Source organism: Streptomyces sp. P9-2 (assembly GCF_051903975.1).
Taxonomy (GTDB): Bacteria; Actinomycetota; Actinomycetes; order Streptomycetales; family Streptomycetaceae; genus Streptomyces; species Streptomyces cellulosae.
On sequence record NZ_CP192633.1, the window covers coordinates 7,033,740 to 7,055,914 of the forward strand.

General features: G+C 67.5%; 18 protein-coding genes and 1 pseudogene. 8 read left to right on the top strand and 11 right to left on the bottom strand.

Annotated features, from left to right (window positions below; genetic code table 11):
• Window positions 1-136: 136 nt before the first annotated feature.
• The 3 genes from ACQY0Z_RS31865 to ACQY0Z_RS31875 all read right to left on the bottom strand — a co-directional run bounded on the left by ACQY0Z_RS31865 (window position 137) and on the right by ACQY0Z_RS31875 (window position 3,998).
• Entirely contained in the window at window positions 137-2,341 is a 2,205-nt protein-coding gene (locus tag ACQY0Z_RS31865) for a site-specific integrase (protein WP_439813228.1), read from the bottom strand.
• Between the two features lie 182 nt (window positions 2,342-2,523).
• Window positions 2,524-2,850 carry a helix-turn-helix domain-containing protein gene (locus tag ACQY0Z_RS31870; protein ID WP_439813229.1) on the bottom strand — a complete coding sequence of 109 codons (327 nt, stop codon included), beginning with the start codon at window positions 2,848-2,850 and terminating at the stop codon, window positions 2,524-2,526.
• On the bottom strand, window positions 2,847-3,998 hold the full coding sequence (locus tag ACQY0Z_RS31875) for a tyrosine-type recombinase/integrase (protein WP_439813230.1): 1,152 nt from the start codon (window positions 3,996-3,998) through the stop codon (window positions 2,847-2,849). Before ACQY0Z_RS31875 ends, ACQY0Z_RS31870 begins: the two co-directional genes overlap by 4 nt.
• Before the next feature lie 669 nt (window positions 3,999-4,667).
• On the opposite strand from ACQY0Z_RS31875, the gene ACQY0Z_RS31880 reads away from it, so the two are divergent.
• The gene (locus tag ACQY0Z_RS31880) at window positions 4,668-5,906 is read left to right on the top strand and encodes a PP2C family protein-serine/threonine phosphatase (RefSeq protein WP_439813231.1); all 1,239 of its coding nucleotides are present in this window, start codon (window positions 4,668-4,670) and stop codon (window positions 5,904-5,906) included.
• 300 nt (window positions 5,907-6,206) lie between these two features.
• On the opposite strand, the gene ACQY0Z_RS31885 is transcribed toward ACQY0Z_RS31880, so the two are convergent.
• Window positions 6,207-6,584, bottom strand: coding sequence for an anti-sigma factor antagonist (locus ACQY0Z_RS31885; protein WP_019524903.1), 378 nt, complete (start codon window positions 6,582-6,584; stop codon window positions 6,207-6,209).
• Window positions 6,585-6,746: 162 nt separating this feature from the next.
• Between ACQY0Z_RS31885 and ACQY0Z_RS31890 the strand changes: the two genes are divergently transcribed.
• Window positions 6,747-7,226, top strand: a complete 480-nt coding sequence (locus ACQY0Z_RS31890) for an ATP-binding protein (protein WP_026243836.1) — start codon at window positions 6,747-6,749, stop codon at window positions 7,224-7,226.
• A gap of 125 nt (window positions 7,227-7,351) precedes the next feature.
• On the opposite strand, the pseudogene ACQY0Z_RS31895 reads toward ACQY0Z_RS31890, so the two are convergent.
• Window positions 7,352-7,411 (bottom strand): annotated as a pseudogene (locus ACQY0Z_RS31895) (hypothetical protein); the annotation flags it as partial.
• A 6-nt stretch (window positions 7,412-7,417) separates the two neighbouring features.
• Between ACQY0Z_RS31895 and ACQY0Z_RS31900 the strand changes: the two are divergent.
• Complete coding sequence (locus tag ACQY0Z_RS31900; RefSeq protein ID WP_439813232.1) at window positions 7,418-7,699, top strand: hypothetical protein; 282 nt, start codon at window positions 7,418-7,420, stop codon at window positions 7,697-7,699.
• A 185-nt stretch (window positions 7,700-7,884) separates the two neighbouring features.
• Here the strand turns inward: ACQY0Z_RS31900 and ACQY0Z_RS31905 are convergent, their stop codons facing one another.
• Window positions 7,885-8,433 carry a TerB family tellurite resistance protein gene (locus ACQY0Z_RS31905; protein ID WP_019524906.1) on the bottom strand — a complete coding sequence of 183 codons (549 nt, stop codon included), beginning with the start codon at window positions 8,431-8,433 and terminating at the stop codon, window positions 7,885-7,887.
• Window positions 8,434-8,596: 163 nt separating this feature from the next.
• On the opposite strand from ACQY0Z_RS31905, the gene ACQY0Z_RS31910 reads away from it, so the two are divergent.
• Window positions 8,597-8,782, top strand: a complete 186-nt coding sequence (locus ACQY0Z_RS31910; RefSeq protein WP_439813233.1) for a hypothetical protein — start codon at window positions 8,597-8,599, stop codon at window positions 8,780-8,782.
• Window positions 8,783-9,364: 582 nt separating this feature from the next.
• Here the strand turns inward: ACQY0Z_RS31910 and ACQY0Z_RS31915 are convergent.
• Window positions 9,365-9,556 (bottom strand): hypothetical protein, encoded by a 192-nt coding sequence (locus ACQY0Z_RS31915; RefSeq protein WP_439813234.1) that lies wholly within the window; start codon window positions 9,554-9,556, stop codon window positions 9,365-9,367.
• On the opposite strand from ACQY0Z_RS31915, the gene ACQY0Z_RS31920 reads away from it, so the two are divergent.
• Both ACQY0Z_RS31920 and fxlM read left to right on the top strand, forming a co-directional pair.
• Window positions 9,549-9,773, top strand: coding sequence for a hypothetical protein (locus ACQY0Z_RS31920; RefSeq protein WP_437003066.1), 225 nt, complete (start codon window positions 9,549-9,551; stop codon window positions 9,771-9,773). The two genes, ACQY0Z_RS31915 and ACQY0Z_RS31920, sit on opposite strands and share 8 nt — an antisense overlap.
• A 13-nt stretch (window positions 9,774-9,786) precedes the next feature.
• The gene (fxlM, locus tag ACQY0Z_RS31925) at window positions 9,787-10,992 is read left to right on the top strand and encodes a methyltransferase, FxLD system (RefSeq protein WP_439813235.1); all 1,206 of its coding nucleotides are present in this window, start codon (window positions 9,787-9,789) and stop codon (window positions 10,990-10,992) included.
• A 162-nt stretch (window positions 10,993-11,154) separates the two neighbouring features.
• Here the strand turns inward: fxlM and ACQY0Z_RS31930 are convergent, their stop codons facing one another.
• Window positions 11,155-11,715, bottom strand: coding sequence for an RICIN domain-containing protein (locus ACQY0Z_RS31930; RefSeq protein WP_439813236.1), 561 nt, complete (start codon window positions 11,713-11,715; stop codon window positions 11,155-11,157).
• A gap of 309 nt (window positions 11,716-12,024) precedes the next feature.
• On the opposite strand from ACQY0Z_RS31930, the gene ACQY0Z_RS31935 reads away from it, so the two are divergent.
• Window positions 12,025-12,618, top strand: a complete 594-nt coding sequence (locus ACQY0Z_RS31935; RefSeq protein ID WP_439813237.1) for a hypothetical protein — start codon at window positions 12,025-12,027, stop codon at window positions 12,616-12,618.
• Between the two features lie 297 nt (window positions 12,619-12,915).
• Here ACQY0Z_RS31935 and ACQY0Z_RS31940 read toward each other — a convergent pair whose 3' ends face one another.
• Both ACQY0Z_RS31940 and ACQY0Z_RS31945 read right to left on the bottom strand, forming a co-directional pair.
• Window positions 12,916-14,196, bottom strand: a complete 1,281-nt coding sequence (locus tag ACQY0Z_RS31940) for an MFS transporter (RefSeq protein ID WP_439813238.1) — start codon at window positions 14,194-14,196, stop codon at window positions 12,916-12,918.
• 203 nt (window positions 14,197-14,399) lie between these two features.
• Window positions 14,400-14,609, bottom strand: coding sequence for a DUF6207 family protein (locus tag ACQY0Z_RS31945; protein ID WP_439813397.1), 210 nt, complete (start codon window positions 14,607-14,609; stop codon window positions 14,400-14,402).
• A 242-nt stretch (window positions 14,610-14,851) separates the two neighbouring features.
• On the opposite strand from ACQY0Z_RS31945, the gene ACQY0Z_RS31950 reads away from it, so the two are divergent.
• Window positions 14,852-15,523: a hypothetical protein gene (locus ACQY0Z_RS31950; protein WP_439813239.1), complete on the top strand. Its 672-nt coding sequence runs from the start codon at window positions 14,852-14,854 to the stop codon at window positions 15,521-15,523.
• A gap of 59 nt (window positions 15,524-15,582) precedes the next feature.
• Here the strand turns inward: ACQY0Z_RS31950 and ACQY0Z_RS31955 are convergent, their stop codons facing one another.
• Window positions 15,583-22,038: an RHS repeat-associated core domain-containing protein gene (locus tag ACQY0Z_RS31955; RefSeq protein WP_439813240.1), complete on the bottom strand. Its 6,456-nt coding sequence runs from the start codon at window positions 22,036-22,038 to the stop codon at window positions 15,583-15,585.
• Between the last annotated feature and the right edge of the window lie 137 nt (window positions 22,039-22,175).

The following is a 22,175-nucleotide window of genomic DNA, read 5'->3' on the forward strand; positions in this document are numbered from 1 at the left end:
GGCGCGTCGACCGTGACTTCGGCGACCAAGACCGGATCGACCAGCTGTACCGGGAGCTGCTGCCAGGGCGGCGATGAGCGAAAAACGTGACGGCCATCAGCCATCAGAAGGGGCGGGAGGTAGTTGGTTCATCTGTTCAGCGGATTTTTGGCAGGGCCTTGTCCGGGTGTGCGGCGTGTACGTATTTGACGGCGATATTGGGGTGGATACCAAAGAGCCGGACGAGATGGACCGGGTCGGCGGTCTCCTGTGCCTCGTACAGGATGCGGTCGGCCCACACCTGCCGGGGCAGCAGCTCGACCTGGTCGAAGGCGGACCGCAGGGCACAGTAGCTGAGCTGCGGCGATGCCGGATGCCGGTAGGAGTGAGTGGTGATGATCAGGTGCGGGTTGGTGGCCTGGGGCCAGCGGCGTCTGCGCTCGCGCAGCCAGTCGGCCACGAGATGGGCGCTGAGGTCGTCGAGATAGACGGTATGGGTGTGCTCGCCGCGGTGCACCGCAAGCGTCCGCCGGGCCAGGTCGGCATCGGCCAGGTCGAGGCGGGCGACCTCCACAGCGCGCACGGCATGGATGGCGACCAGGCCGACGATGAGCCGAGAGGCTGGCCCATCCAGCCGGTCCAGCACCCCGGCCAGCCGGTCGCTCGACAGCGGCAACGGCAAGTGGACTCCGGCGGACGCCTGGATGCCGGCGGTGGGATTACGGAAGATCAGCTGCTCCTGCTTCAGGGCACGGAAGATGCTGCGTAGCACGCTCAGCAGCCCGCGAGCGACATTGCCCTGGTGCCGGGCCAATTCAGCCCGGACATCGTCGGCGGTGATCTGGCGCAGATGCGCCCCGGCCGCGGCCCAGGAGTTCAGGGCGGGCCAGGCGATGCGCAGATAGTGGCGGATGCGCCGGTAGCCGACCGGAGGATGCTGGAACCGTCCGCGGCCCCGCATGACCCGCACCCAGGTTCGTACCTGGTCAGCCATCGGTTCGGGCAGCTGCGCGATCCGCTCGTACAGAGCCCGTTCGTCGTGGCGGTCCTTCCGCTCCGTACCCAAGTCCGGGACGCGAGGGTGCACCTGGCGCTGGACACCGGTGAGCAACTGGGCCGGGGTCTCGAAGAGTTCGTCCTCCTCCAGCAGCTCTTGACCGTCGAGAAACGAGATCACGCAGCGGGTCGCGGCGGTGCCGGCCTCCACCGTCCCAGCCAGGGAGCGCACATCCCGCTCAAGAATCGGCGCGTGCGGCCCCACCCGGGCCAACAGGGTATGCAGGACCAGCGCCGCACCGCCCACCACGCTGTGCTTGTCGCCAATCCAGGACCTCGGATACCCGGCGGTAAACGCGTCCAAGACCTTCTGCGCCGGGGCTGGCAGCGGGGACAAGGCAGTGGTGGCGTGCTGCTCACGCTGCCAGGTGCGAGGCATAGTGAACAGGGTCAGCTGCCCAGGATGCATCAACGCCGATGTCACTTGTTCCTTGGAAGCCAGGGTCGTCCGGGCTCGATCACGTGCGCGGCTGACGGGGCCGGACCGCATGTGCACCACGAACCCCAGCTCGCCAGACCGCCGTTTCAGCTGGTGCGCGAACACCCCGGCGAAGGCGAGCTGTGTGAAGGACACCGCAGTCAGCTCCGTGCCGCGCTCCCGCACGTAGGCCAGGCAGCCACGGCATAGCCCCTCCTTGTGTAGAGGCAGGTGCTCCCGGCAGCAGCGCGGACACCGGCCCGGCGGGTAGAGGCTGGGATTGTGCCGCCACTCGCCGCAGCCGCCGCATCGAGTCCTGGTGATTCCCCAGCACCCGCAGTCCGTGCATGCCCCTATCGGCCACAAGGCGGGCGGTGGAGCCGTGCGGGGGCGCAGCAAACCGGCCTCGGCGAGGATCTCGGCTGCGGTCACCTTTAGCGGCAGCCGCACCTGGTCGAGCATCTCTGGTGCGACCAAAGCCTCACCCTCCGTATCCCGGATCGCCAGCGCGCACCGGATCAGCCGCATCACCATGTACGGCCAGTTCGCTGCCAAACCTGCCTTCGCCGCCCGCTGTTCGGCGAGTGCGTGGAGGGCTGCTTCCTCGGGCCAGGTCCGGGCGCTGATCCGCCGGGCGTGCTCGCGCTCGATGCGACGACGGAGGGGGAACAGCGTCTGCTGCCCGCGCATCGCCGCCGGGCAGATCCGCGGGTCATCTACCAGCCGCCGTACCGCGTGCGGCCCAAGGTAGGGGCTGGCTGCCCCGCGCGGGCGCGGGAGGTTTCGTCCGCCCTGCTGGCCGAGCCCCGGTACGTAGAGGTGCAGCTGGGTCGGCGCCGGGAAGACGGCAGCGATCCCCAACCGGATCTCCTCCCGTACCGCGATCACGCACGGACGGCACAGGCCATCGCCATCCACATGCCGTGTCCGACGGCATCGGGCACAAACCGCCTGGCCGGGACGCTGCTTGAGCCAGTGGAAACAGCTCCAGCACAGTCCCTCGCGCAGACGGGGTACGCCCCAGTCCAGACACAGCCGGCATTGCCGAACTACCCTCATGGCCACCGCCATCAGTTCGGCGGCCGCAGCCGACGCGGACCCTCCCGCCTTGGCACCGGGCGCACCGGACCCGCCTCGCCGCCGACTACCCGATCCTGTTCCTCCAAGTTCTGCGCGGCGGCTACGGGCTCGGCCTCCAACAGGTCTGCCACGGTGCACTGAAGTGCCGCACAGATCTTGTCCAGGTCGTCCAGCCGCACCGTCACCGGCGTGCCACCCCACAAGGCGGCGACCTTGCTCAGCGACGGCGTGAACCCCACCTTCGCGAACGCCGCCTGCAGATCGACCGGCCGCCAGATGTCACGCTTGGCGGCCGCCCAGCGCAGATTCCACTTCACCGCAAACTCCCCCTATCCGCGACCAGCCGCTGCCCGGCCCGCGCCGCCGACGCCCGCCAGCGATCCGCCTGCTCCGGATCGGCCTGGGCCGTCGCCAGGTAATTCACCGTCGTAGTCGTCCAGAAGTGCCCAAGCAGCCGCTGTACCTCCCACAGCGTCATCCCACGCTCGTAGTTGTGGGTGGCGCACGCGTGCCGCAGCAGATGCGGAAACAGCTCAATCACCGGCCCGGGCAGATACAACCGCGACGCCGTCTTCAGCGCCCGGCGGAACGTCGCCGGGACCACCGCCGGCGCGATGGGCATGTTCAGCGCCGCCACCGGCTTCGGCAGCCGCTCGGAAGGAAACAAGGGCGCCGCAGGGTGCTCCGGGTCATCCCGGAACAGCCCACGGACCTCCTCCACGTACCACCACAGCAGCTCGCGCCCCTCCGCAAACAGGAACGCCTCCCGCGGCCGGGGCCCTGACCCCCGCGCGCCCTTGCCCTGAACCACGAACCGGCCCCAGCGCCCCGACTCCCAGTGCACGTCCCCGAGTGCCACACCGCACAGCTCCGCAGCCCGTACCCCGGACAGGTAGGCGATCTTCCCCATGACGTAGTCCCTGCACGCCACCGCCTCCTTGCGGGCCTGAGGCAGCGCATTTCGCCACGCGGCGAAGAACTCCCGCATCGCCCGCTGTGAAGGCGGCACCCGCAGCCCGAAGTCACCGCGGTGACGCGGCCGGTTGAACAGGTCGACCGGCGACTCCACCACCGAGCCGAACAGCCGGTGGATCTCCCCGGCGTACCGCTGCTCAAGGAACGCGAAATACGCGTCGATCTTGTTGATCTTCGCGCGGACCGTTGAGCGAGCCCGCTTGCCCGGACCGGCGAAGTACCGGTCCAAGGCCGCCGGGGTGAGTTGCCACGGCACGACGTTGTAGTGCTCGCACACCTCGATCACCGGTTTGACCAGCTGATCGATCGAGGCTGGCATCAGCCCGGCAGCATCCCTCGCCCACTGGTACTCGGCCAGCGTGTCGAAGAAGTACGACCGCTCATCCCGCTGCCCCGAGCGGCTCGACCGATAGGTGTGGAGAGAGAAGACCTCCGCCAGACTGGCCGACTCACGGACAGGAGGCAGGGAACGGGTTTCGGATTCCCCCATGAACCGGCAGATTACGAGCGTTGCTCCTGGAATCTGCGAGTGATTGCAGAAATCTCACGCCGCCGTGGGACGCCTCGAACAAGGGTTGCCCACCTGTCGCCTTCCCTCGCTCAGGCCCTCATCCACCAGTCCGGAACCCGTGCGTACTCCAGTAACGTAGTGCACTGGCCACTGACGCGCCGCCTCAGCTGCACCGGTCCCGCGCCGGGCGAGACGCTGCTGCAGCCGCTCGAACTCGAGTCGGCCCTTTTCCCACACGACCAGTTCGCCGTCCAGGCCGGTGCCCGCCGGTAGCTGTGTGAGGGCCACAGTCCGGATCAGGGGAACGAGCCGGTCATATCCGTGTCCTGCCTGGAGCGCAGCAGCACCCGCCGGTCAGCGTGCACGGCGAGCTGGACACGGTAGCCGTCGTTCTCCAGACTTTGCCGTGTCTCATGAGACAGCGGCCCGTCGAAATGACTGGAACCTGCGGTTGCGGAAGTAGGACCGAATACCTCAGCGCCTCGTCGAGTTGCGCGACCCGACGGCGCCCTCAAACAGAAACCAGGGCGATTCGTCTCCGTGTACGCGTGTACGTACGGCTTGCCGCTGGACGTGATCACGCACGGATTGACGCCTGCCGTGCCGGTCCCCAAGCTGTAGAAGGGGCTGGTGGAAGGGGCCGTGGCCGTGAGCGGTAGGCAGAGTGGCCTTTCCCAGCTGCTGACCGCGGTGGAGAGGGCAGCGCCGGTGGATGCCGTCGCGGTGGTCGCTGAGGACCTGCGGCGGCGTTTCGGAGCCACGGAGGTGTCGTTCCTCATCGTGGACCTGACGGGGAAGGCGGTGGCGCGGCTGGCTACGGCCACCGGGGTGGAGGGTGGGCGGGAAGCGGAGCGGATTCCGATGTTCGGCAGCGTCTACGAGCAGGTGATCTGCACCCAGCGGCTGTATCAGGAGGCCAGCGGCCAGGGACAACGGGTAATCGTGCCGGTCACCAACCGGGGGGACGCCATCGGGCTGCTGGAGCTGCTCCTACCCGCCGATCCTGGCGGCGAGGTTCTCGACGAGGTCGGAGAAACCGCCCACATCCTGGCATACGTGGTGATCGCCAACGGACGCTTCACCGACCTCTACACCTGGGGCAAACGCTCCCGGCCTCCCACACTGGCCGCCGAAATCCAGTACCAGATGCTGCCCCCGTCACTGTCGTGCGAGGCAGCGCAGTTCACCTTGTGCGGGCACTTGGAGCCCTCCGAAGACCTCAGCGGCGACACCTTCGACTACGCGCTGGACCGCGACTTCCTGCACGTGTCGATTACCGACCCAATGGGCCACGACATCGATTCTGCCTTGGCCGCCACAGTGCTGGTGAGCGCCCTGCGTGGCGCCCGTCGAGCAGGAGCCGGCCTCGCCGAGCAGGCCCACCGGGCCGACCAGGCCCTGGCCGACCACGGCCACGGTCACGCCACCGGGCAACTGCTGCGCATCAACCTCCACACCGGTCGTGCCCAGCTCGTTAACGCCGGACACCCCTGGCCACTACGCATGCGCGACGGTACTGCGGAAGCGATCAACTGCGAGGTGGACCACCCCTTCGGGCTGTCCGTGTCCGTGCCGCACCCCTACCGCGTCCAGGACATCGACCTACGCCCGGGTGACCGTCTGCTCATGCTGACCGATGGCATGCTCGAACGTCATGGGGAGAAGGTCGACCTGCCCGCCTTGCTGAAGCGCACCCGCGATCTGCACCCGCGGGAGGCTGCGCTGGCGCTGACGTCCGCTGTCCGGGACGCCGCCGGTGGCCAGCTCGCGGATGACGCAACCGTGATGTGCCTGGACTGGCACGGCCCCCAGCAGACCCTGCGGCAGGTCAGCTCCGGCGCGGCCACTCAGCAGGCTTCAGCAAGCCGCACAAAGCAGGAGCGGTGACCCGGGCGCTCTCCTGGACGGGGCAAGGCGACCGGTGCGCGACTCTCGCACCTCGCCCTTCCTCGCAAACCTGAGTTCTTACATCGCCCCGCTGCCAGGGTGCCCGGGGACCTCACCGAATGAGACATCACGAGGTGTCCGCAGAACCGTCCCACTTCGGCTCGGCCGCCCAGCCCGGCGTTAGGTCAGGGCTGTTCACGGCCGTGGCGAGCATGGGCTTGGGCAGCCTCCAGGACATGTCCGGATGCCTTCCCCGTGTCCCGTCAGCCCCCCGGGTGCTGGTGATGGTGTCTGAGCGGCTCAGGCGGCCAGGGCTTCGTGGAGGGTGGGGTGGCATTCGACGATGTCGTCGACGCCGACGAGTTGCAGGACTCGCAGGACGGAGTCGATGGGTCCGGCCAGGCGGAGCCAGCCGCCGACTTCGGTGACGGCCTGGTAGGCGGCGATGAGGATGTTGATGCCGGTGGAGTCCATGCAGGTGACCTGGCGCATGTCGATCACGATGCGGGGCCGCTCTGCGCCGGCGACGTCCAGGGCGCGGCTCAGCTGGCCGCCGGTGTGGTGGTCGATCTCCCCGGCCAGTGCCATCACGCGCACGCCGCCCGTCGCGGTGGTCACGACCGACAGCCCGCCGACCTGTTCGGCTTGCCCGGTGTCTGTCCTTCGTCCCTCGGCCATTCGGTGATACTGGCACACCAAGACCTTCTGCCCGAGGTGCTGCCCTGCACGTCCGGGCGATGCTGCTGTGCCGATGGGGAGCCGGCGCAGGAGAGTGGAGCGTGTGCCGCGCGGGCGCGGGTACGCGCGGGGGTGTGAACGGGGTAGCGAAAGCGGGCCGTAATGGAATCAGCCCCTGTGGATGAGGACGGCACCGCACCAGGCGAGCAGGCCATGCAGACCACGGTGGCCCTGGAAGGTGACGGCACGGTCATCGCCCAGGCCCGTCACCTGGCAACGCAGTTCCTCACCCGGGCCCAGACCGAACAGGGCCTGCCAGTCTCGCAGCGTGCGCTGGACCTGACGCAGCTGGTGGTGAGCGAGCTGGTCACCAACGCCCGCAAGTACGCGCCCGGCCCGGTGCTGATGGACCTGAGCATCGTGGGCGACATGGTCGAGGTGGTGGTGTGGGACTCCCATCCGGTGCTGCCGGTGGCCCGGGCCGCGGACGCCGGACGGGTGGGGCAGCATGGGCTCGAGATCGTGATGGCCGTCGCCCAGGGCTTCGAAATCCAGCGGGAGCCGGTCGGCAAGCGCATCAGCGCCCGCATCGCCTTGCTGGACGACCCTGGCGGGGCCATCACTGGCCGCAGCCCTCTGTAGCGTCGTCGCCTGGGGCACCCGGTGGCGGTCGGCCGCGGAACAAGGCCGCAGGAGCAGTCCAAGATGCCCAGAGCCGTGTCCGGCCGGCAGCGGACGCACGCCGGTACCTGCTGGCGCAGTGCCTCGATCGCCTGCTGCCGGGTGACCGGACGGCACCGGCCCTCTCCCGCTGGACGACAGCCCATGCGGACGTGCACTGGGCGAACCTCACCGAACCGCTGCGCCTGCCGGACTGGGAAGGACGGGGCACGGCCCCGGAGGGGTTCGACGCCGCCACGCTCTACGCCTACTCGCTGCTCCAGCCGGACACTGCCGCCCGCGTCCGTACCGCCTTCCCCGTGCTGGGCAGTCCGGCCGGCCTCGCCGCTGAAGCGACCGTGTGCGCCCAGCTGCTCCAGACCGTGGCCCGCGGAGACAACCTGGTCCTCGAAGGACCGCTTCAGAACTGGGCTGAGGAACTCCGCCGCCGCTGAGCCCGCGTGCTCGCCCCGACCATGAGGTCGACCACGCCGAGTGCGACCCCCGACCACGGCGCCGCACGGGGCGTGCCGAGCCTTGCCCCGCAAGGGATCAAAACCCGACATGGATCACGACCTCACACAGGCCCTAGCCGGATCGCTGATCAGAGCGGAACCAAGGGTCGAATCAGAACCGGGACTCAGAGCTGGAATTCGGCCGGGGACAGCCCCAGCGTCGCGCAGGCCTCGCGCAGGACCGTCGCCTCTGCCTGAGAGAAGTGGCCGTCGGCACCGGCGATGACCATGCCGGTCTGGATCACGGCCCGGGCCTCGGTGGGCTTCTTGGCGGCCTTGGCGACCTCCTGCATGGCCTCGGCCTTGCCGTGCTGGAAGTTCATCGTGAGCTGGTCGACATGCTTGTTGAAACGCTCCCGCAGCTGCTCCGGCGGGAAGTTCTGGAGCACATCGTTGCTGAGGATCATCGACTCGACCTGCTGCCGCTCGGCCGGATCCACCTGCCCGTCGGCCGCCGCGACCAGCGCGCACACCGCCATGCTCGCGTCCCGGTAGGCACCACTCTTCAACTCGGTCTTCAGCGAGCCGAGCTGCGTCTTCAGCACACCGATCAGCTGGGCCTTGCTGCCACCGCCGGACCTCGTCCCCCCGCTCCGCCCACCGGTGGCGCCACGCCCGCCCTGATTCTGCTGAAGAGCCTTGGCCTGGTCCTTGAGCTTGTCCCAGACTGCCATTGAGTCACCTCGGTCATCGTCGGAAGTCATCTCGCGAACCCGCTCCCGCGCGCTCACTGGCCCAACGCCCGCCCCCGGGCAAAGGTTCCGCAAAACGCGCACCTTTTCCATCACCTGTTTCTCCGGCGCCCGAAACGGTGATTGCCCGCACCCGGTGATCGGGGTGAACGGCGTCGGCTACGGCGTCCGCGACGGAAGCGTGCAGGTCGTGGAGCGTCCCGCCGGGCCGGTCCCATATGGCCATCCGCTGATGCCGACCATTCTCGCGTCGCAGATGGTTCGCAGGATTGGCGCCTTCCGGCTGCTCAGCTTGGCCGAGCTCCTCACCGAACTGGAGCGCGCTGCATGAAGCCTGTGCTCGGCGGCCTGTACGTCCAGACCGACCGATAGCGCCGTACGTGACGCCGTTGATGGTGAAAGCTCGCTGGCCGCGCCCGTGACGGTTACCGCCTCCGGAGTCGGACTCGGCGATCCCCGCACGGCCCCGGGCAGGCTCCAGCGATCCATTCCGGCGCGGGACACCTGCGCTGTCGGCTGCGCCGAAGACCAGCAGCCCTCAGCAGGGGCCCTGGGCCTCTCCACCATCTCTCTCGGGGGTGGTCCAACTACCGAAGGAGCAACCCGTGTTGAACACGCTCTCTCAGCCCCAGCAGCCGATCGAGCCCGACGACGAGGGTTTCCCCGTCGACTGGGAGCTGACCACCACCGTCACCAGGTCGCCGGTCCCGATCATCGAGGCCTGCGACTCGGGTGAGGTGACGGCTGCAAGAGCACCTGCGCATCGTCCTGTATCTCGAGCTGACCCGACCTGCGGTGGGGCGGGCACGCATGCCGTGTCCGCACCACCGCGTACCTCCCGGAGGGACACCGGCTGATGAGCCGAAACTTCTATCGCAGGCACGGCTACGTGCTGGTCCTGCACGCCGCCGGCCTACCCGTCGGGGCCCGTCCGGATGAGTGGCCTGACGTGGACTCCCTCGGCGAGGCGGCGCGCGGTGTTGTCGTTGAGGGCGACGGCGGCGAGCTGCAGGGCGCGTGCGATGCCGGGGGTGCCGTAGGCCCGGCACACCAGGCAGATCACCGACACATCGCTCTGCCACAGGGGGGCGGGGCTCGTGCTCACCACCGAACGCATTGCCGCCGACGCGGCACGGCCGGACCTCCGCCACGCCCTGCCTGCGCTGCGAGACCGCCTCACCACCGGGACCCGGCACCATCCGGCGCCCGAGCACACCGGACTGCTCACCGGCGCCCCCGGCGTGCTCCTCACGCTGCACACCCTGACCACCGCCCGCCCCGTTGATCCGGAGTGGGAGACCTGCCTACTCCTCACCCCATGAAAGCGATGTGACAGTGAGCCAGACCCCTACGGCCGACCAGCTCCGCAACCGGCTCGTCGACGCAATCCTCGCCGAGCGGCGCGTACCCGCCACCGTGGAACGGGCCATGCGCACCGTGCCCCGAGACGCCTTCCTGCCCGGCCTCGAGCTCGAGAACGCCTACACGGACCAGGCCGTGACCATCAAGGACAACCCCGGCAAGCCCCTGCCACTGTCCTGCGCTTCCGTGCCGTCCGTCGTCGCCGTGATGCTCGAGCAGCTCGACGCCCGCGCGGCCGACGATGTCCTCGAGATCAGGGCGGGCACCGGCTACACCGCCGCCTTCCTGGCCGAGATCGCCAACCATGGCAGCGTCACGACCGTCGACATCGACCCCGACGTCGCCCTGCACGCCCGAACCCGCCTCAACGCCACCGGCTACGAGCACGTCACCGTGATCGAACGCGACGGACTGCTCGGCGCGCCCGAGAACGCCCCGTACGACGGGATCATCGCCGCGGTCGGCGTCTGGGACATCCCCGCCGCCTGGTGGGACCAGTTGAAGGACGGCGGCCGCCTGGTCCTGCCGCTGCGCTGGCGCGGACAGACCCGATCGGTCGCGCTGACCCGCCGCGGCGACCAACTGGTCTCCGACGGCATGGAGCTGTGCGGATTCGTCCCGGTCATCGGGCAGAACGGCGAGAAGACCTCACCCCTCAACACGGACGACACCCTCCGCGTGCACTACGACGAGGACCAGAACGTCGACCCCAACGGCCTGGCCGCCACCCGGCAAACGGGCAAGTCCGCCCTCGAGGTGCCCTTCGCCCAGCGGGTCGGCGGCGAGGAGCCGTTCGATGGGGTGTGGCTGCGCGCCACGGCCGGCGACGACCGCGTGTGCCGACTGGAAGTCACCCCGAGGGCCCTGGAACAGGAACTGCTCCGCATGCCCGCCGTCCCCGTCCGCAGCCCCGCCCTCGTCGAGGGCAACTCCCTGGCCTATCTGACCATCACGCGCGAGGGCGCCGAGGCAGAGCGCCCGTTCCGCCTCGGCGCGGCTGCCTGTGGTCCGCGGGCCGAGGAGCTCGCACGGGACCTCGTCGCGCAGATTGACGCTTGGGGCTCCGACCGCCTGGCCGTACCGCGGATGACCGTCACACCCGCCGACTATGCCTCCACCGCGAACCACGCGATCAGCAAGCCCGAGAGCCGCATCCTGATGAGGCACGGCCAGTCGTGACGCCGCCTGCACCAAGGCTGCGTGCGACGGTTGCCCATGCTCCTGCTCCACCGCTCCTGGCGCCCCAACAGTGGGGGCAAAAGCCGTGGATGTAACGGCGGGCAGCAAGTTCTCGAGCCCTGGATGACTTCGCTGCTGTCTGCCTCTCCGCAGGCCAACCCGTCAGGCAGTGCGGTCTGACGGTGCGGCGAAGGGCATAACGAGCAGCCAGTGTTGATTTACGCCGCTGTGTTCGCTCCACAGTACCGGCCAGGTGCCGCGCTCTGCGTCATGCGGCCTGTCGAGCACCAGACCGGTTGCGGCGTTCTCAAGATAGTGCGCGCGATGGCCGGGGGCCGGCTTGAGGCGCCACCGCTGCCGTGGCTCATTGGTCTCAGCGCACATCTGCGGGTGGTCCCCCTCGTGGCTGCCGCGGCCGTCGAGGAACAAGTTGTTGCTGAGTGAGACGATGCGTGCTTCGCCTTCATGCCCCGAGGGAATGAGCCGCCACAACTGATGAGCCTGACCGTGTGCTGTCCACAGATGCGGATGCGAACCGTCCTCAGTTCGGAAGGCCGTGTCCATCGCGAGGCCGGAATCCACAGATATGATCAGAAATGGCCCGGTCTGCGTGATGCTGCGCCGACGCCGCCGGAAGATCGCGCCAACATCGGTAGTGGTGATCTTCAGGAAAGGCGGAAAGGGGCTGATTTCCGCGCCGATTCGGCCGTCTGCGTCTGTCACAGAACCAGCCTAGGGAGTGCGTCCCCAGTTGGAGGGCGACGCCTTGAAACTCCCTGCCTGAGTACTCCAAGGGCAGCCGCCGTACTCAGCAGCACATGACCGCCGACAGCCCAACTCCGTGTCAGGAACGTGCCGGTGGTCTCCGCCAAGCAGGCAGGGCGCACTCCGGCCGGCCCCGTGGCGACTTTCGAGCAGCAGCGGGCCAGCCACTCCTACGGCGGTCGTCTGGCTGCGCCGCGTCGCCAGGGCGTATAGGCAGACCATCCTCACTCAGGCGCATGACGCCTTCGCCGCAGCCGGAGCCCTCGCATGACTACACATAACACCGCCACCGACCACCCAACCGCCCGCACCGTCACCGACGTGCTCCAGCCCCGCAACGTCCTCCTCGTCGGCATGACCGGAATCGGGGCCGCCGCGGGCGGCTGGAGCGGCATCCCCTGGGGACTCCTCGCCGCCCTGTGTGCAGGGCTCATCCCCGCCACCTACATCGAGTGGGAGCGCAAGCGCGGCACCTGGGGGGACCGGCACGTCGTCGACCGCGCGAAGCGCACTCCCATCTTCTTCGTCATCCTCGGGTCGATCGGGATCGGCTCGCTCATCATGGTCATGGGCAACGCCCCCGCCGGCATTCTCGTCGCCATGCTCGCGCTGTGGCTGATGACCATCGGACTGCTCGCCGTCAACAACGCCGGCCGCTGGAAGATCAGCGTGGACAGCGCTGTCGCCTCCGCGGTCCCCGCGATCCTCGCGTGCGTCCACTCCCCCTGGTGGCTGCTTGCCTACGCCCTGACCGTGGCCGTGTGCTGGTCCCGCGTCGCCCTGGCCTACCACACCATCGCGCAGACCGTGGCGGGCGCCGCCCTGGGCGCAGCCACCACCGTGCCCTTCCTGGTCGCGTGACGGCCAGTCGCGCCGTCACGGCCTCGCTCGGGACGGCGCGACACAAGCCGCCGACGGGATCCGCAGCTGCCATTGGTGGATTTCTTGATCGGCAAAGCGCGGAAAAAGGGAAGCGTGCCGAGGCCCTGAGCAAGGCTATGGAGGAAGGTCCGTAAGGTCGGCGAGTCTCCTGCTGCGACCGCCGCTGCGCCGCCTGCAGAACTGGTCGAATGGTGTGCTTGTGGCCCCGTGGGCCGGCACCAAAGGCGCGGATGCCTGACCGGGCTGACGAAGTCGTCCCTGCAGCCAGAGAAGCTGCTACGCGGCCGGGCTGTCCGTGGCCGGGGACGCAACCGCTCCTGTCGTAGGCAAGGGAACATGCCCGCTGGACAAGCGCGCCCTTCGCCATGGCAGAAGCAGCGCGCTCGCGATGCACAGCAGGCCGGCGACAAGCAGGGCGCCGCGTACGCCTGCGGCGGTGGCGATGAGGCCGCTGGCGACCACGAAGGCCGCCTGGCATGTCTTCGCGCCCACCGACCAGGAGGTGCCGACCCGGGACATGTACGCGTCCGGTGTGGCCTCCATGCGGTAGGTGGTGAACGACGGGTTGAAGATCCCGGCGGAGATGAGCAGCCCGAAGTCGGCGGCCACGATGACGAACAGGCCGAGGGCACCGGAGGGCGTCAGCGGCAGCAGGATCGTCCACACTGTGCGCGCAACGCCGGACACCAGCAGGATGCGGCGCTGTCCGAATCGCCGGGTGAGGAGCGGAGTCAGGCGTGAGCCCAGTACACCGCCCAGGCACGGCAGTCCCAGAGCGAGTCCGTACTGCCACGGTGCCAGACCGAGGTCGTCCAGCATGAGGACGGCCATCAGCGGCGAGGCCATCATGACGGATCCGCCGAAGAGCAGCGCGTTGAAGAACAGCGGCCGCAGTCCTGGGTGGCGCAGGAGGTACTGCCAGCCGGCCGCGATGTCCCGGCCCAGGGGAGCGGCGGCGGCGCGTGCCGGTGGTGCGGGTTCGGGCTGCCGGATACGACGGATGCCCACAGCCGACCCGAGGAAGGACAGAGCATCGACCACCATCGTGGCCGCCGCGCCCAGTGCCCCGATCAGAAGCCCGCCGACGGGCGGGCCGGCACTGACGCTGATCCAGTTGGTCGTCTCCAAGAGGCTGTTGGCACGTAGTCGGTGCTCGGGCAGGACGAGTGCTTTCAGATGCGCTCCACTGGCCGCGTCGAACGCGACAGACGCGGCCGTCTGGAGAGCGCCGACGACGCACAGCTGGGTGAAGGTGAGCCTTTCGAAAGCCATGGCGAGGGGAATGCTGGTCAGCAGCACGCAGCGGGCCAGATCGGCGGCAATCATGACCGGCCGCTTGTATTGGTGCTCGATACGCACACCGAGCGGCAGAGCGATCACCGCACTGGCCACCGCAGACAACGCAGCCAGCACAGAGACCTGGAACGCCGAGGCATCCAGCACCACAAGGGCGATCAGCGGCAACGCCCCCATGCCGACGGCACTGCCTGCTGTACTGACCGCATAGGCGCCCCACAACCGCCGGAAGTCCTGCCCGAGCGTACTCCGCCGTACCAACCGAACCTCCCGACGCGCGAGGGCGCTCAGCGTAGTCAGTCGGACCAGAGACCACCTCGTGATCAGGCCATCAAAGCCGGTCGGTCACAGGGCCCAAGCCTGCTCAGTCCTGTCGTTGCTGGATGCACACGCCGTATCGATTCGTTGAGGGCGGCCTGGGCCGCGCAGCTGCACGATCCTGGCCACGACCTCCGGTTCCCCGTCTACGTCTCAGGCTGCTGCTTGAGGTCCAGGTAGCAGCGCAGTCGTACGCCTGGTTCGCCGGGCTCGTGGGTGGTGCGGTCCGCCGGCGCGATCGCCCACCGTGTGGCGAGAAGTTCCTGGACGGCGAACGCTGTCTCGTCATCGGCAGCGGCGACTTCCACGACCGCGAGTCCCGGCTTGGCCACGTGCCCGTCGTTGATCGGCTTCATACCCGGCACGACGCACACGCACCTGCCGGGGTTCGCGCGTCCGGGCAGCGTCACCCAACCGGGTACGGCGAGAGGGGCGTGCTGACCATCCGCCGGGAGCTGATGAGCGTGGTGCCGCGGCGATTTCCGGTACGACCATTGCGCCCATACGACTCCGCCAGCGGACCGTCACGAAACATCGAGGCTAATCCGATAGGTAATCTCATCTGGAAGATCCAAGTCAGCGGGGCATAATGGTTCTCATGAACTACCTAGAACCATTGATCAACAAGAACTTGCGTTCTTTCGTGCGGGCGTGGTATGGGCCGCCCACATCGCCTAACGTCACACCAACCCCTTCGCTGACTCCGGAACTCACTGAGTGGCACCACATCTCAAGCCAATGGGATGGGGGAATAACCACGCAAAACTACGCCATCCCCCTTTGCGAGCTGGCGGCGAAGGAAGGGAAGGTGCCATTCTGGGTTGAGAGTCAGGGAAGTCGACTGTGGGCTTTTGACCAAACCGACAAGAATCGCCTCGTCTACGAAAAGGATCCATCCAATCGGAGTAACCCTTGGACTTCGACTAGAGAATCACTGTCGACATTTCTGCTGCATGCCACAGTGGTCGAGGCAATCTTCGGAGCTCCCGTGATGAAGGTTGCCCAAGGTGTCGATGTAAACTGGATTTCCTCGCAAGCTCACGAGATCCCCTTTGTGGCTTGGAATTGGCCGACACGTGATTCGCGGATCCTCGCGAGCGAGGAATGGCTCGCTCTGGTGCATCCAGGCGACTCGAAAGATGAATGCGATCTAATGATCGCGGCAACGACGCCGGAACATCTGGAATGGGTTCGGGGATCAGGTTCGGTCAAGTGGCGAACCTATGTAGCCCCACGACCGTCGACGACATCCGAAGACCCACCTTGGTAGGCGCCCCATGCAGCAGTAGCGGCCCGTCCGGGGACGGACGGGCCGCTAGGCGCCCTGCATCAATCGCCTTCGAAAACCTCAGTCTTACGCGGCGAAATCACCCAAAGTTTGACCCCTTCGGGGAGCATATCCGGGAGAGTTCGACGGCACGTGCCGCACGTACCTGCATCGTTGTCGATGTAAAGCACGGCCTTTCTGATGGCTGGATTCTGCCGCATGAATGCTGCTGTGTAAGTTTCCACGTGATCCTCATTCGCCTTCACTCGCCCAGGAACCCTTACCTTGCTGGGCTTCATGCCGGGTCCGCTGAGGACTGGGATCTGCTCAACGCCGACGTCTATTATTCCTACTGTTCGTCGAGACCAGTCTTTCGGGAGAGACTTAAGCGATGCGCCCTTGGTGTTGGGCTTACCGGACCATCCTCCGCCTTCGCGGTGCCCAAGGATGGCAACGATGGCGCTAGGAACTAGGTACTCATCGCCACCAACATCGTAACCGTAGCTGGATATCCAGTTGTCGAACTGACTTCCGTAGTCACAGCCGACATACCCTGGACCGCCGCCGTCTCGGCAATCTTCATCGAAGATCCATCCGGCGTACTCCGCCATATGGGGGACGTTACTGACGAGCCCGTAGAAGCTTTCCCCGACATCTTTACAAACTCCGGACAGGAAGCCCCATTCGCATCCACCCTTCGGGTTATCGTCGTACTCAAGGATGGTTAGCGAGGACCCTGAACTCGCCGTGCCATCGGCATTCGCGCTTCCGTTGCCGCTACCTCGGCTGTCCGCGCCTCGGACAATCTTCGGCTGTCCCTTCGAGCCCCCGCCTGGGTTCGTGGGGCATGCTTCGCCGGCTCCGCCGGCTCCGCCGCAGGCAAGGCCCATTCCGGTTGGGTCGGAGTGGGTGAGGGGGTTCTGGGCTGCGTATGAGTAGCCGTTGAGGGTTTGGTGTTTGTCGAGTTCGAGGAGGGGGTCGACGCTGATGAACTGGCCGGTTTCCGGGTCGTATGCGCGGGCCCCGATGTGGGTGAGGCCGGTGTTGGTGTCGCGGGGTTTGCCGAGGAAGCCCTTGTCGTCGGGCCAGGGGCCGTACTGCTGCGGGCCGCGGGGGGCGCCGAAGGGTGTGGTGTAGCGCTTCGTCGGGGCGAAGGTGCCAGCTTCGATTGCGACGTTGGATGTGCCGTGGTGGTCGGCGGCCAGGAAGCTGAGCTTGGTCCCTGAGGTTCCCGATACCGCGGTGCGGACGGCGATGGTCTGGCCGTTGGCGGTGTAGTAGCGGGTTCCGCTGACGGTTTTGGTTGTGCCCTTGACGGTGAGGCGGACTTCGGTGTTGCCGAAGTAGAGGATGGTATCGCCGTTGCCGGAGGCGCGACGGATGAGCAGTTCGCCGTTAGCGTCGTAAAGGTAACCGGTCTGCGCGGTGCCTTCCGTCACCTTGGACAGCTCGCCCTCCGCGTCCCAGGCGAGGGTCTGCTGCGCGGCTGGGCCGGGGCGGGAGGTGGTGTTTCCGCTGCTGTCGTAGGTGTAGCCGGCGGTGCGGGCGCCGGTGGTTTTGTCGAGTGTGTGGGGCTTGGTGTCCTTGGTTGTGTCGTTGTAGACGTAGGAGGTGGTTTTGTCGCCGGTCGATGTGTGTGTGGTTTCGGTGGCTCGCTGGCCGGCCTCGTTGTAGGTGTAGGAGGTCCAGTACGGGGCGGAGCCGTCGATGTTGGCGGTGGTGCGTCCAGCCGGTGCGCAGTCTGCGGTCTTGGGAGTCCAGGCCTCGGTCACGCGGCTGTAACCGTCGTAGGTGAAGCACTGGTGGTCGGGTTTGGCGGCACCGCCGAGGGTGGTGGTGTCGAAGATCGAGGTGACGTTGCCGGCGTCGTCCTGGGTGAAGGCGAGGTCCTGCAGCGGGAAGCTGTTGACATCGTCGGTCACTTTGATTCCGGTGAGGCGCCGGGTGCCCTCCTCGTAGGAGTTGGTGACGTAGATCAGCTTTTCGCCGGTGCCGAGCCAGAGATCACGGAGGTCACCCTGCGGGGAGAAGTTGGCTTTTTGCAGGTAGTAGGAGGATCCCCTGGTGGTGATCTGTTGGCCGGTGGCGTTGTACTTGTATTCGACGGCCTCGTACGGCAGCCCGCCTACAGCCGGTGAACCGGTCTGGCTCACCGTGTTGTCGATCCGGTAGGCCGCCGTGGAGGTGAGCGTAGGCCCTACCCCTGCTGCCCGCAGCGAGTCCCCCTCAGGCAGCAGCAGTTCAGTGGTGGTGGCGTTGTAGAGATAGTCGTACGCGGTGATCTTCTTGGTGTACGCCTTGCCCGTGGCGGCGCCGCCGTCGAAGCGGGTGGCCTCGTACGGCTGTCCCTTGGCGGCGGTGTCGAAAGTCCAGGCGGCCAGCTTGTTCGCGTCCGTCTTGTCCTTCTGCCACATGCCCGTCTTGCGGCCGAGCTCGTCGTACTCGTACAGCAGCTTCTTGTTGACGTCGGCGTTGGGAGTGGTGCTCGTGACCTGGTCGAGGTCGTTGTACTCGGTGACGGAGCTGCCCTTGTCCGGGTCGGTGGTAGCGACCTGTCGGCCGAACAGGTCGTAGGTGTACGTCCACTGCGATTCGTCGGGGCCGGTGACGGTCTTCTGCTGGCCGGCCGGGTGGTAGGTGAAGCGGGTGCGCGTGAACTCGGTGCCGGTGGGCTGTGGGCCCGCGTATTCGCGGCGCTCGGTCATCTGGCCCAGGGCGTTGGTGACCACAGCCGTGGCCTGTCCGCCGTCGGGAGCGCTGGTGGACACGGTGTCGCCGGCGTAGGTGGTGGTGGTCGTCCAGCGGGTGACACCGTAAACCTTGGTCTCCGCCTTCGTGGCGCGGCCGGCGCCGTCGTAGGTGGTGTCCGTCTGAATCGGAGCCTGACCGCCGGAGGTGGCGACCGGAGTCGAGGCGGGCAGGGAGGTGCTGTCCCAGATGTCGTTGTGCTGGCTGACCACCATGCCGCGCGTGTCGTAGAGGGTGACCGTGATCAGGCGGCCGCCCTGAGGCGTGGGTGACTGGGTCTGCCGGGGACGCAGCTGAGAATCGTAGAAGGCGTAGGTGGTGTTGTATGCGGATGCGTCGCCTCTGAGGGTGCTGGTGGACACCCAGGACATGCCGGTGCTGGTGACGTTGTAGGCGTAGACGTAGTTGGGCGTCTTGTTCAGGATCTTGAGGCGGTTCGGCAGCCAGACCTTGGTCACACGTCCGAGGCTGTCGTATTCGGACTCGGTGACCCTGCCGTTCGGGTCGGTGACCTTGGTGGTCGCACCAGTGGCGAAATCGACCGTGGTGGTCGTCTTGTGAAGCTTGACGTTCTCCACGGTCGTGGTCGTCAAGGGCCCTGCGGCCGCCGGTGTGTAGGTGGTGCGGGAGACCAGTTGGCCGTGGGTGTCCTTGACGATCAGGGTGCGGCCGAGGGCGTCGTAGGTGGCGGTGGACACCTTCTGCCACACGGGGGAGTCATCCGTGCCGTACCCCTTGACGCGACCCGTCCAGGTCGCCTCCCCTACGGTGGGCTTTTGAGTGGCGGTCCAGGTGGTTGCGGTGGGGTTGTCGTAGACGGTGGCGATGTCGGAGATGACGTCGCCGGGACGAGCGGCGTCGGCGGGCAGGTCGAGGCTCGCGTCCGCGGTCGCGCAGGGCTTGGCCACGGTCCGGCTGCGGGAGACGAGGGAGTTGATACCCGCGGCATCGTTGCGCGCGTACCAGCTGCGGGTGCACTTCTCGTCACCCGTCACGGAGACGTCGCCTGCATCTTCGACGGCTTCGGCCATGCCGTAGTCGTCGTAGGTCGTGCGGACGGTGCGGATCCGGTCGCGGGGGGTGACGCCACTGGTGATGTTGGTGCGGGTGTGTGTGGCACCGGTACGGACGTAGTAGGCCTCGGTGTCCGCGTACGACTTGTGCTGGGTCGCGGTGCGCTTGGACCAGGGATCGTTGACCGTGCCTTCCACTTCGGCGCTGCCGTTGTAGGTCACGGTTTCCCGGGTGAAGCCGGCGTACTGGTCGAGGTCGGTGATCTGGGCGGCCTTGACGCCGGTGACGGTCGCGGTCTTGCGGGCGGTCGGGTCGGGTGTCTTGCCGTCGGTGCCCAGGACACGGTCGCCGTGCATGCCTCGCAGGTACACGGTGACGGTCTTGCTCTGGGTGCCGGTGGACACGCCGGTGAGGTGGGTGACGCGCTCGTAGCCGCGCCAGATGGACCAGGTGCGTTCCTTGGCGGGAGTCAGCGGGTCCTCGTTGTAGTGCCAGGCGCCGCCGCTGGAGGAGTACTGGTAGGAGTGCTGGACAGCGAGGCCGCCGCCGTGGGGGTCGGTGACGGAGACGGCGCTGACGGGGTACTTCTGGAACCAGTCGAGGATCGGCTCGTCTTCACCGTTGGGTGCCCAGTACACCGGGTAGCAGCGCTTGGTGTTGGTGTCGACCTTGGGCATGGTCTGCCCGTATGCGCAGTCGGCGGGCAGGTAGGTGACGGTCGTCTGGGCGCCGGTTTCGGAGGTGATGGTCTTCAGCCGCGGCTTGTGCAGCGGGAGGATGTCGTCGGGGCCGTCGACACGGTTGGCCAGCATCTCATGGCCAAATTTGACCGGGTCCAGGGCGAGGTCGGTGCCGCGTTTGCCGGTGTGGCGGATCTCGTCGAGCCAGAGTGTCTGGTCGGTGGAGTCGCCGGTGTCCCCGGGGTCGAGGTAGAGGTGCTCGAGCGTCCAGGTGTCCACCTCTTCGTATGCCGGGGTGGCGGCGGCCGCGTTCCAGGCAGAGGTGGTGACGGCGGTCAGACGCTTGCGGGTGAAGAACGTGGGCCCGTTGTTGCCTGTGCACTTGACGTTGGCCTTGCACACCGCGTCGAAGGGCACATCGGGCCAGTTGTCACGGGTGGACTCGGTCAGGGAGTCGCAGCCGGTGCCGGAGGCGAGGCAGCGCTCTTCGTAGCTGAAGACGACCCTGTTGGAGGCGGCAGGGGTGGCGAAGAGAGCTCCGGCGCGCTGACCGTAGCGGATCTCCCGGAGGTAGCCACCGCGCACGTAGGGGGTGCCGATGGTGTCGTCGCCGAGCTGGTCGTAGTGGTTGGTGTCGGCGGTGTACCAGTAGGAGCTGGCGTTGCCGTGGGTGTCCTCGACGTAGTCGAGGTTCCACCGCCACGCCTGTGTCTTGACCCGGCCGGAGAAACTGGTGCCGTCGGCATAGCCGGGCTCGCCGGCGTCGTCGCCGAAGACCGGCACGGTCCACACGGAGTTGGTACGGTCGTCGGCTCCCGCTCCGGTGAGCTTGTTCAGACCGAAGACGTACTTGGTGCCGTCGCCGGTGATGACGGTCCAGTGCTCACCGTTGTCGTCGCCGTTCTCGGCGCCGGTCGAGCGGCTGACGGTGGATGCGTCGTCGTTCTTCAGCCGCCAGGTGCCGGTGGTGTCGTCCTTGACGAGTTCGGTGGCCCTGCCGTTGAGGACAAGGGAGGCATTGTCGTACTTCCAGCACAGGTCGAACTTGTCCGCGTGACCGTCGTCGTCGCAGGAGCCGTACTTCCGCTCGATGTACGACGATGTCAGGTCGAAGCCCTCGCCGACCTGACTGCCCTGGTTGTTGGTGCTGGCGGTGCGGCCGTCGATGCTCCCGGAGTCGTAGGAGATCGCAAGATCGGGCGTCGGGCCCGCTGCAGCCGGCGGGACACGCAGGGGGTAGTTCCAGGTGAACGTTCCCGAGCCGCCGCCCGCTTCCCAGGTGGACGACGACGACAGGGGAGTGGCCTTGTAGTCACCTGCGCCCGACTGGGTACCCGCGGCCAGCGCCAGCATCATCGGCGCGCCGTCGGCCGGCAGGCTCAGCGTGGCGGCAACGTTCTGCTCCGCGCGGTTGTTGGTGGATCCGAGCTCGGTGCGGGTGCGGCAGGCGGATTTGGCAGGGGTGGTGTCGGAGCAGTCGGGCAGGCGGAACAGTTTCAGGCGTCCGGCCCAGTCGCCGCCGTAGGCGGAGGCGAAGGCGGAATAGTCCACGCCGACGCGGGTTCGGCCGCCGTCGGTAGCGGCGACCTTGAGTACGACGCCCTTGACGCCCAGCGCAGCAGCGCCCTTCTGGTCCAGGACCTCGACCGTGAGGGAGCGTGCCTTGTTGCCCTTGGCAGGGGCGGTGGCTGTGACGGGCAGGTCGCCTGCTTCCGTCCGGGCTGTCGCATGTGTCGCGAGACGCAGAGTTGCCTTGCCGGCTGTCGGCCAGGTCGTGGTGTGCTGCTGGTCTCGGCGGGCGCGCTTCGCCGCGGTGCGATCAGCCTGGGCGGCCTCGTTCACGATAGCGGCGGTCTTCTTGTTCACCTTCGCAACGAAGGGGGTCACCTTCGCCGAGCGGGGCGCCTCCAGCGTAGGAGGGCCCAGGGGATCGGGCTCGTCAGCGGCGAAGGCGACCGGGGTGAGCAGGCCGGGGAGCAGGGACAGGCCAGTGAGGGTGGCCAAGCGCCGGGTCCAGCGTCTGCTGCTTCCGCTCCCGCGGCCCGGGGTTCGCCGGGGTATGCCGAAGGGATTCACGTGATGTCTTCCTGATTCGGACCAGGCAGCACCAGTGCCTGGTCTTGGACGAGAGACGGGAAATCTCCGCGCGACGTAGGCGCGGAAGGGTGAGGGCTGTGAGGGCGGAAGCGGCACGGAAGGCCTACCGCCCTCAC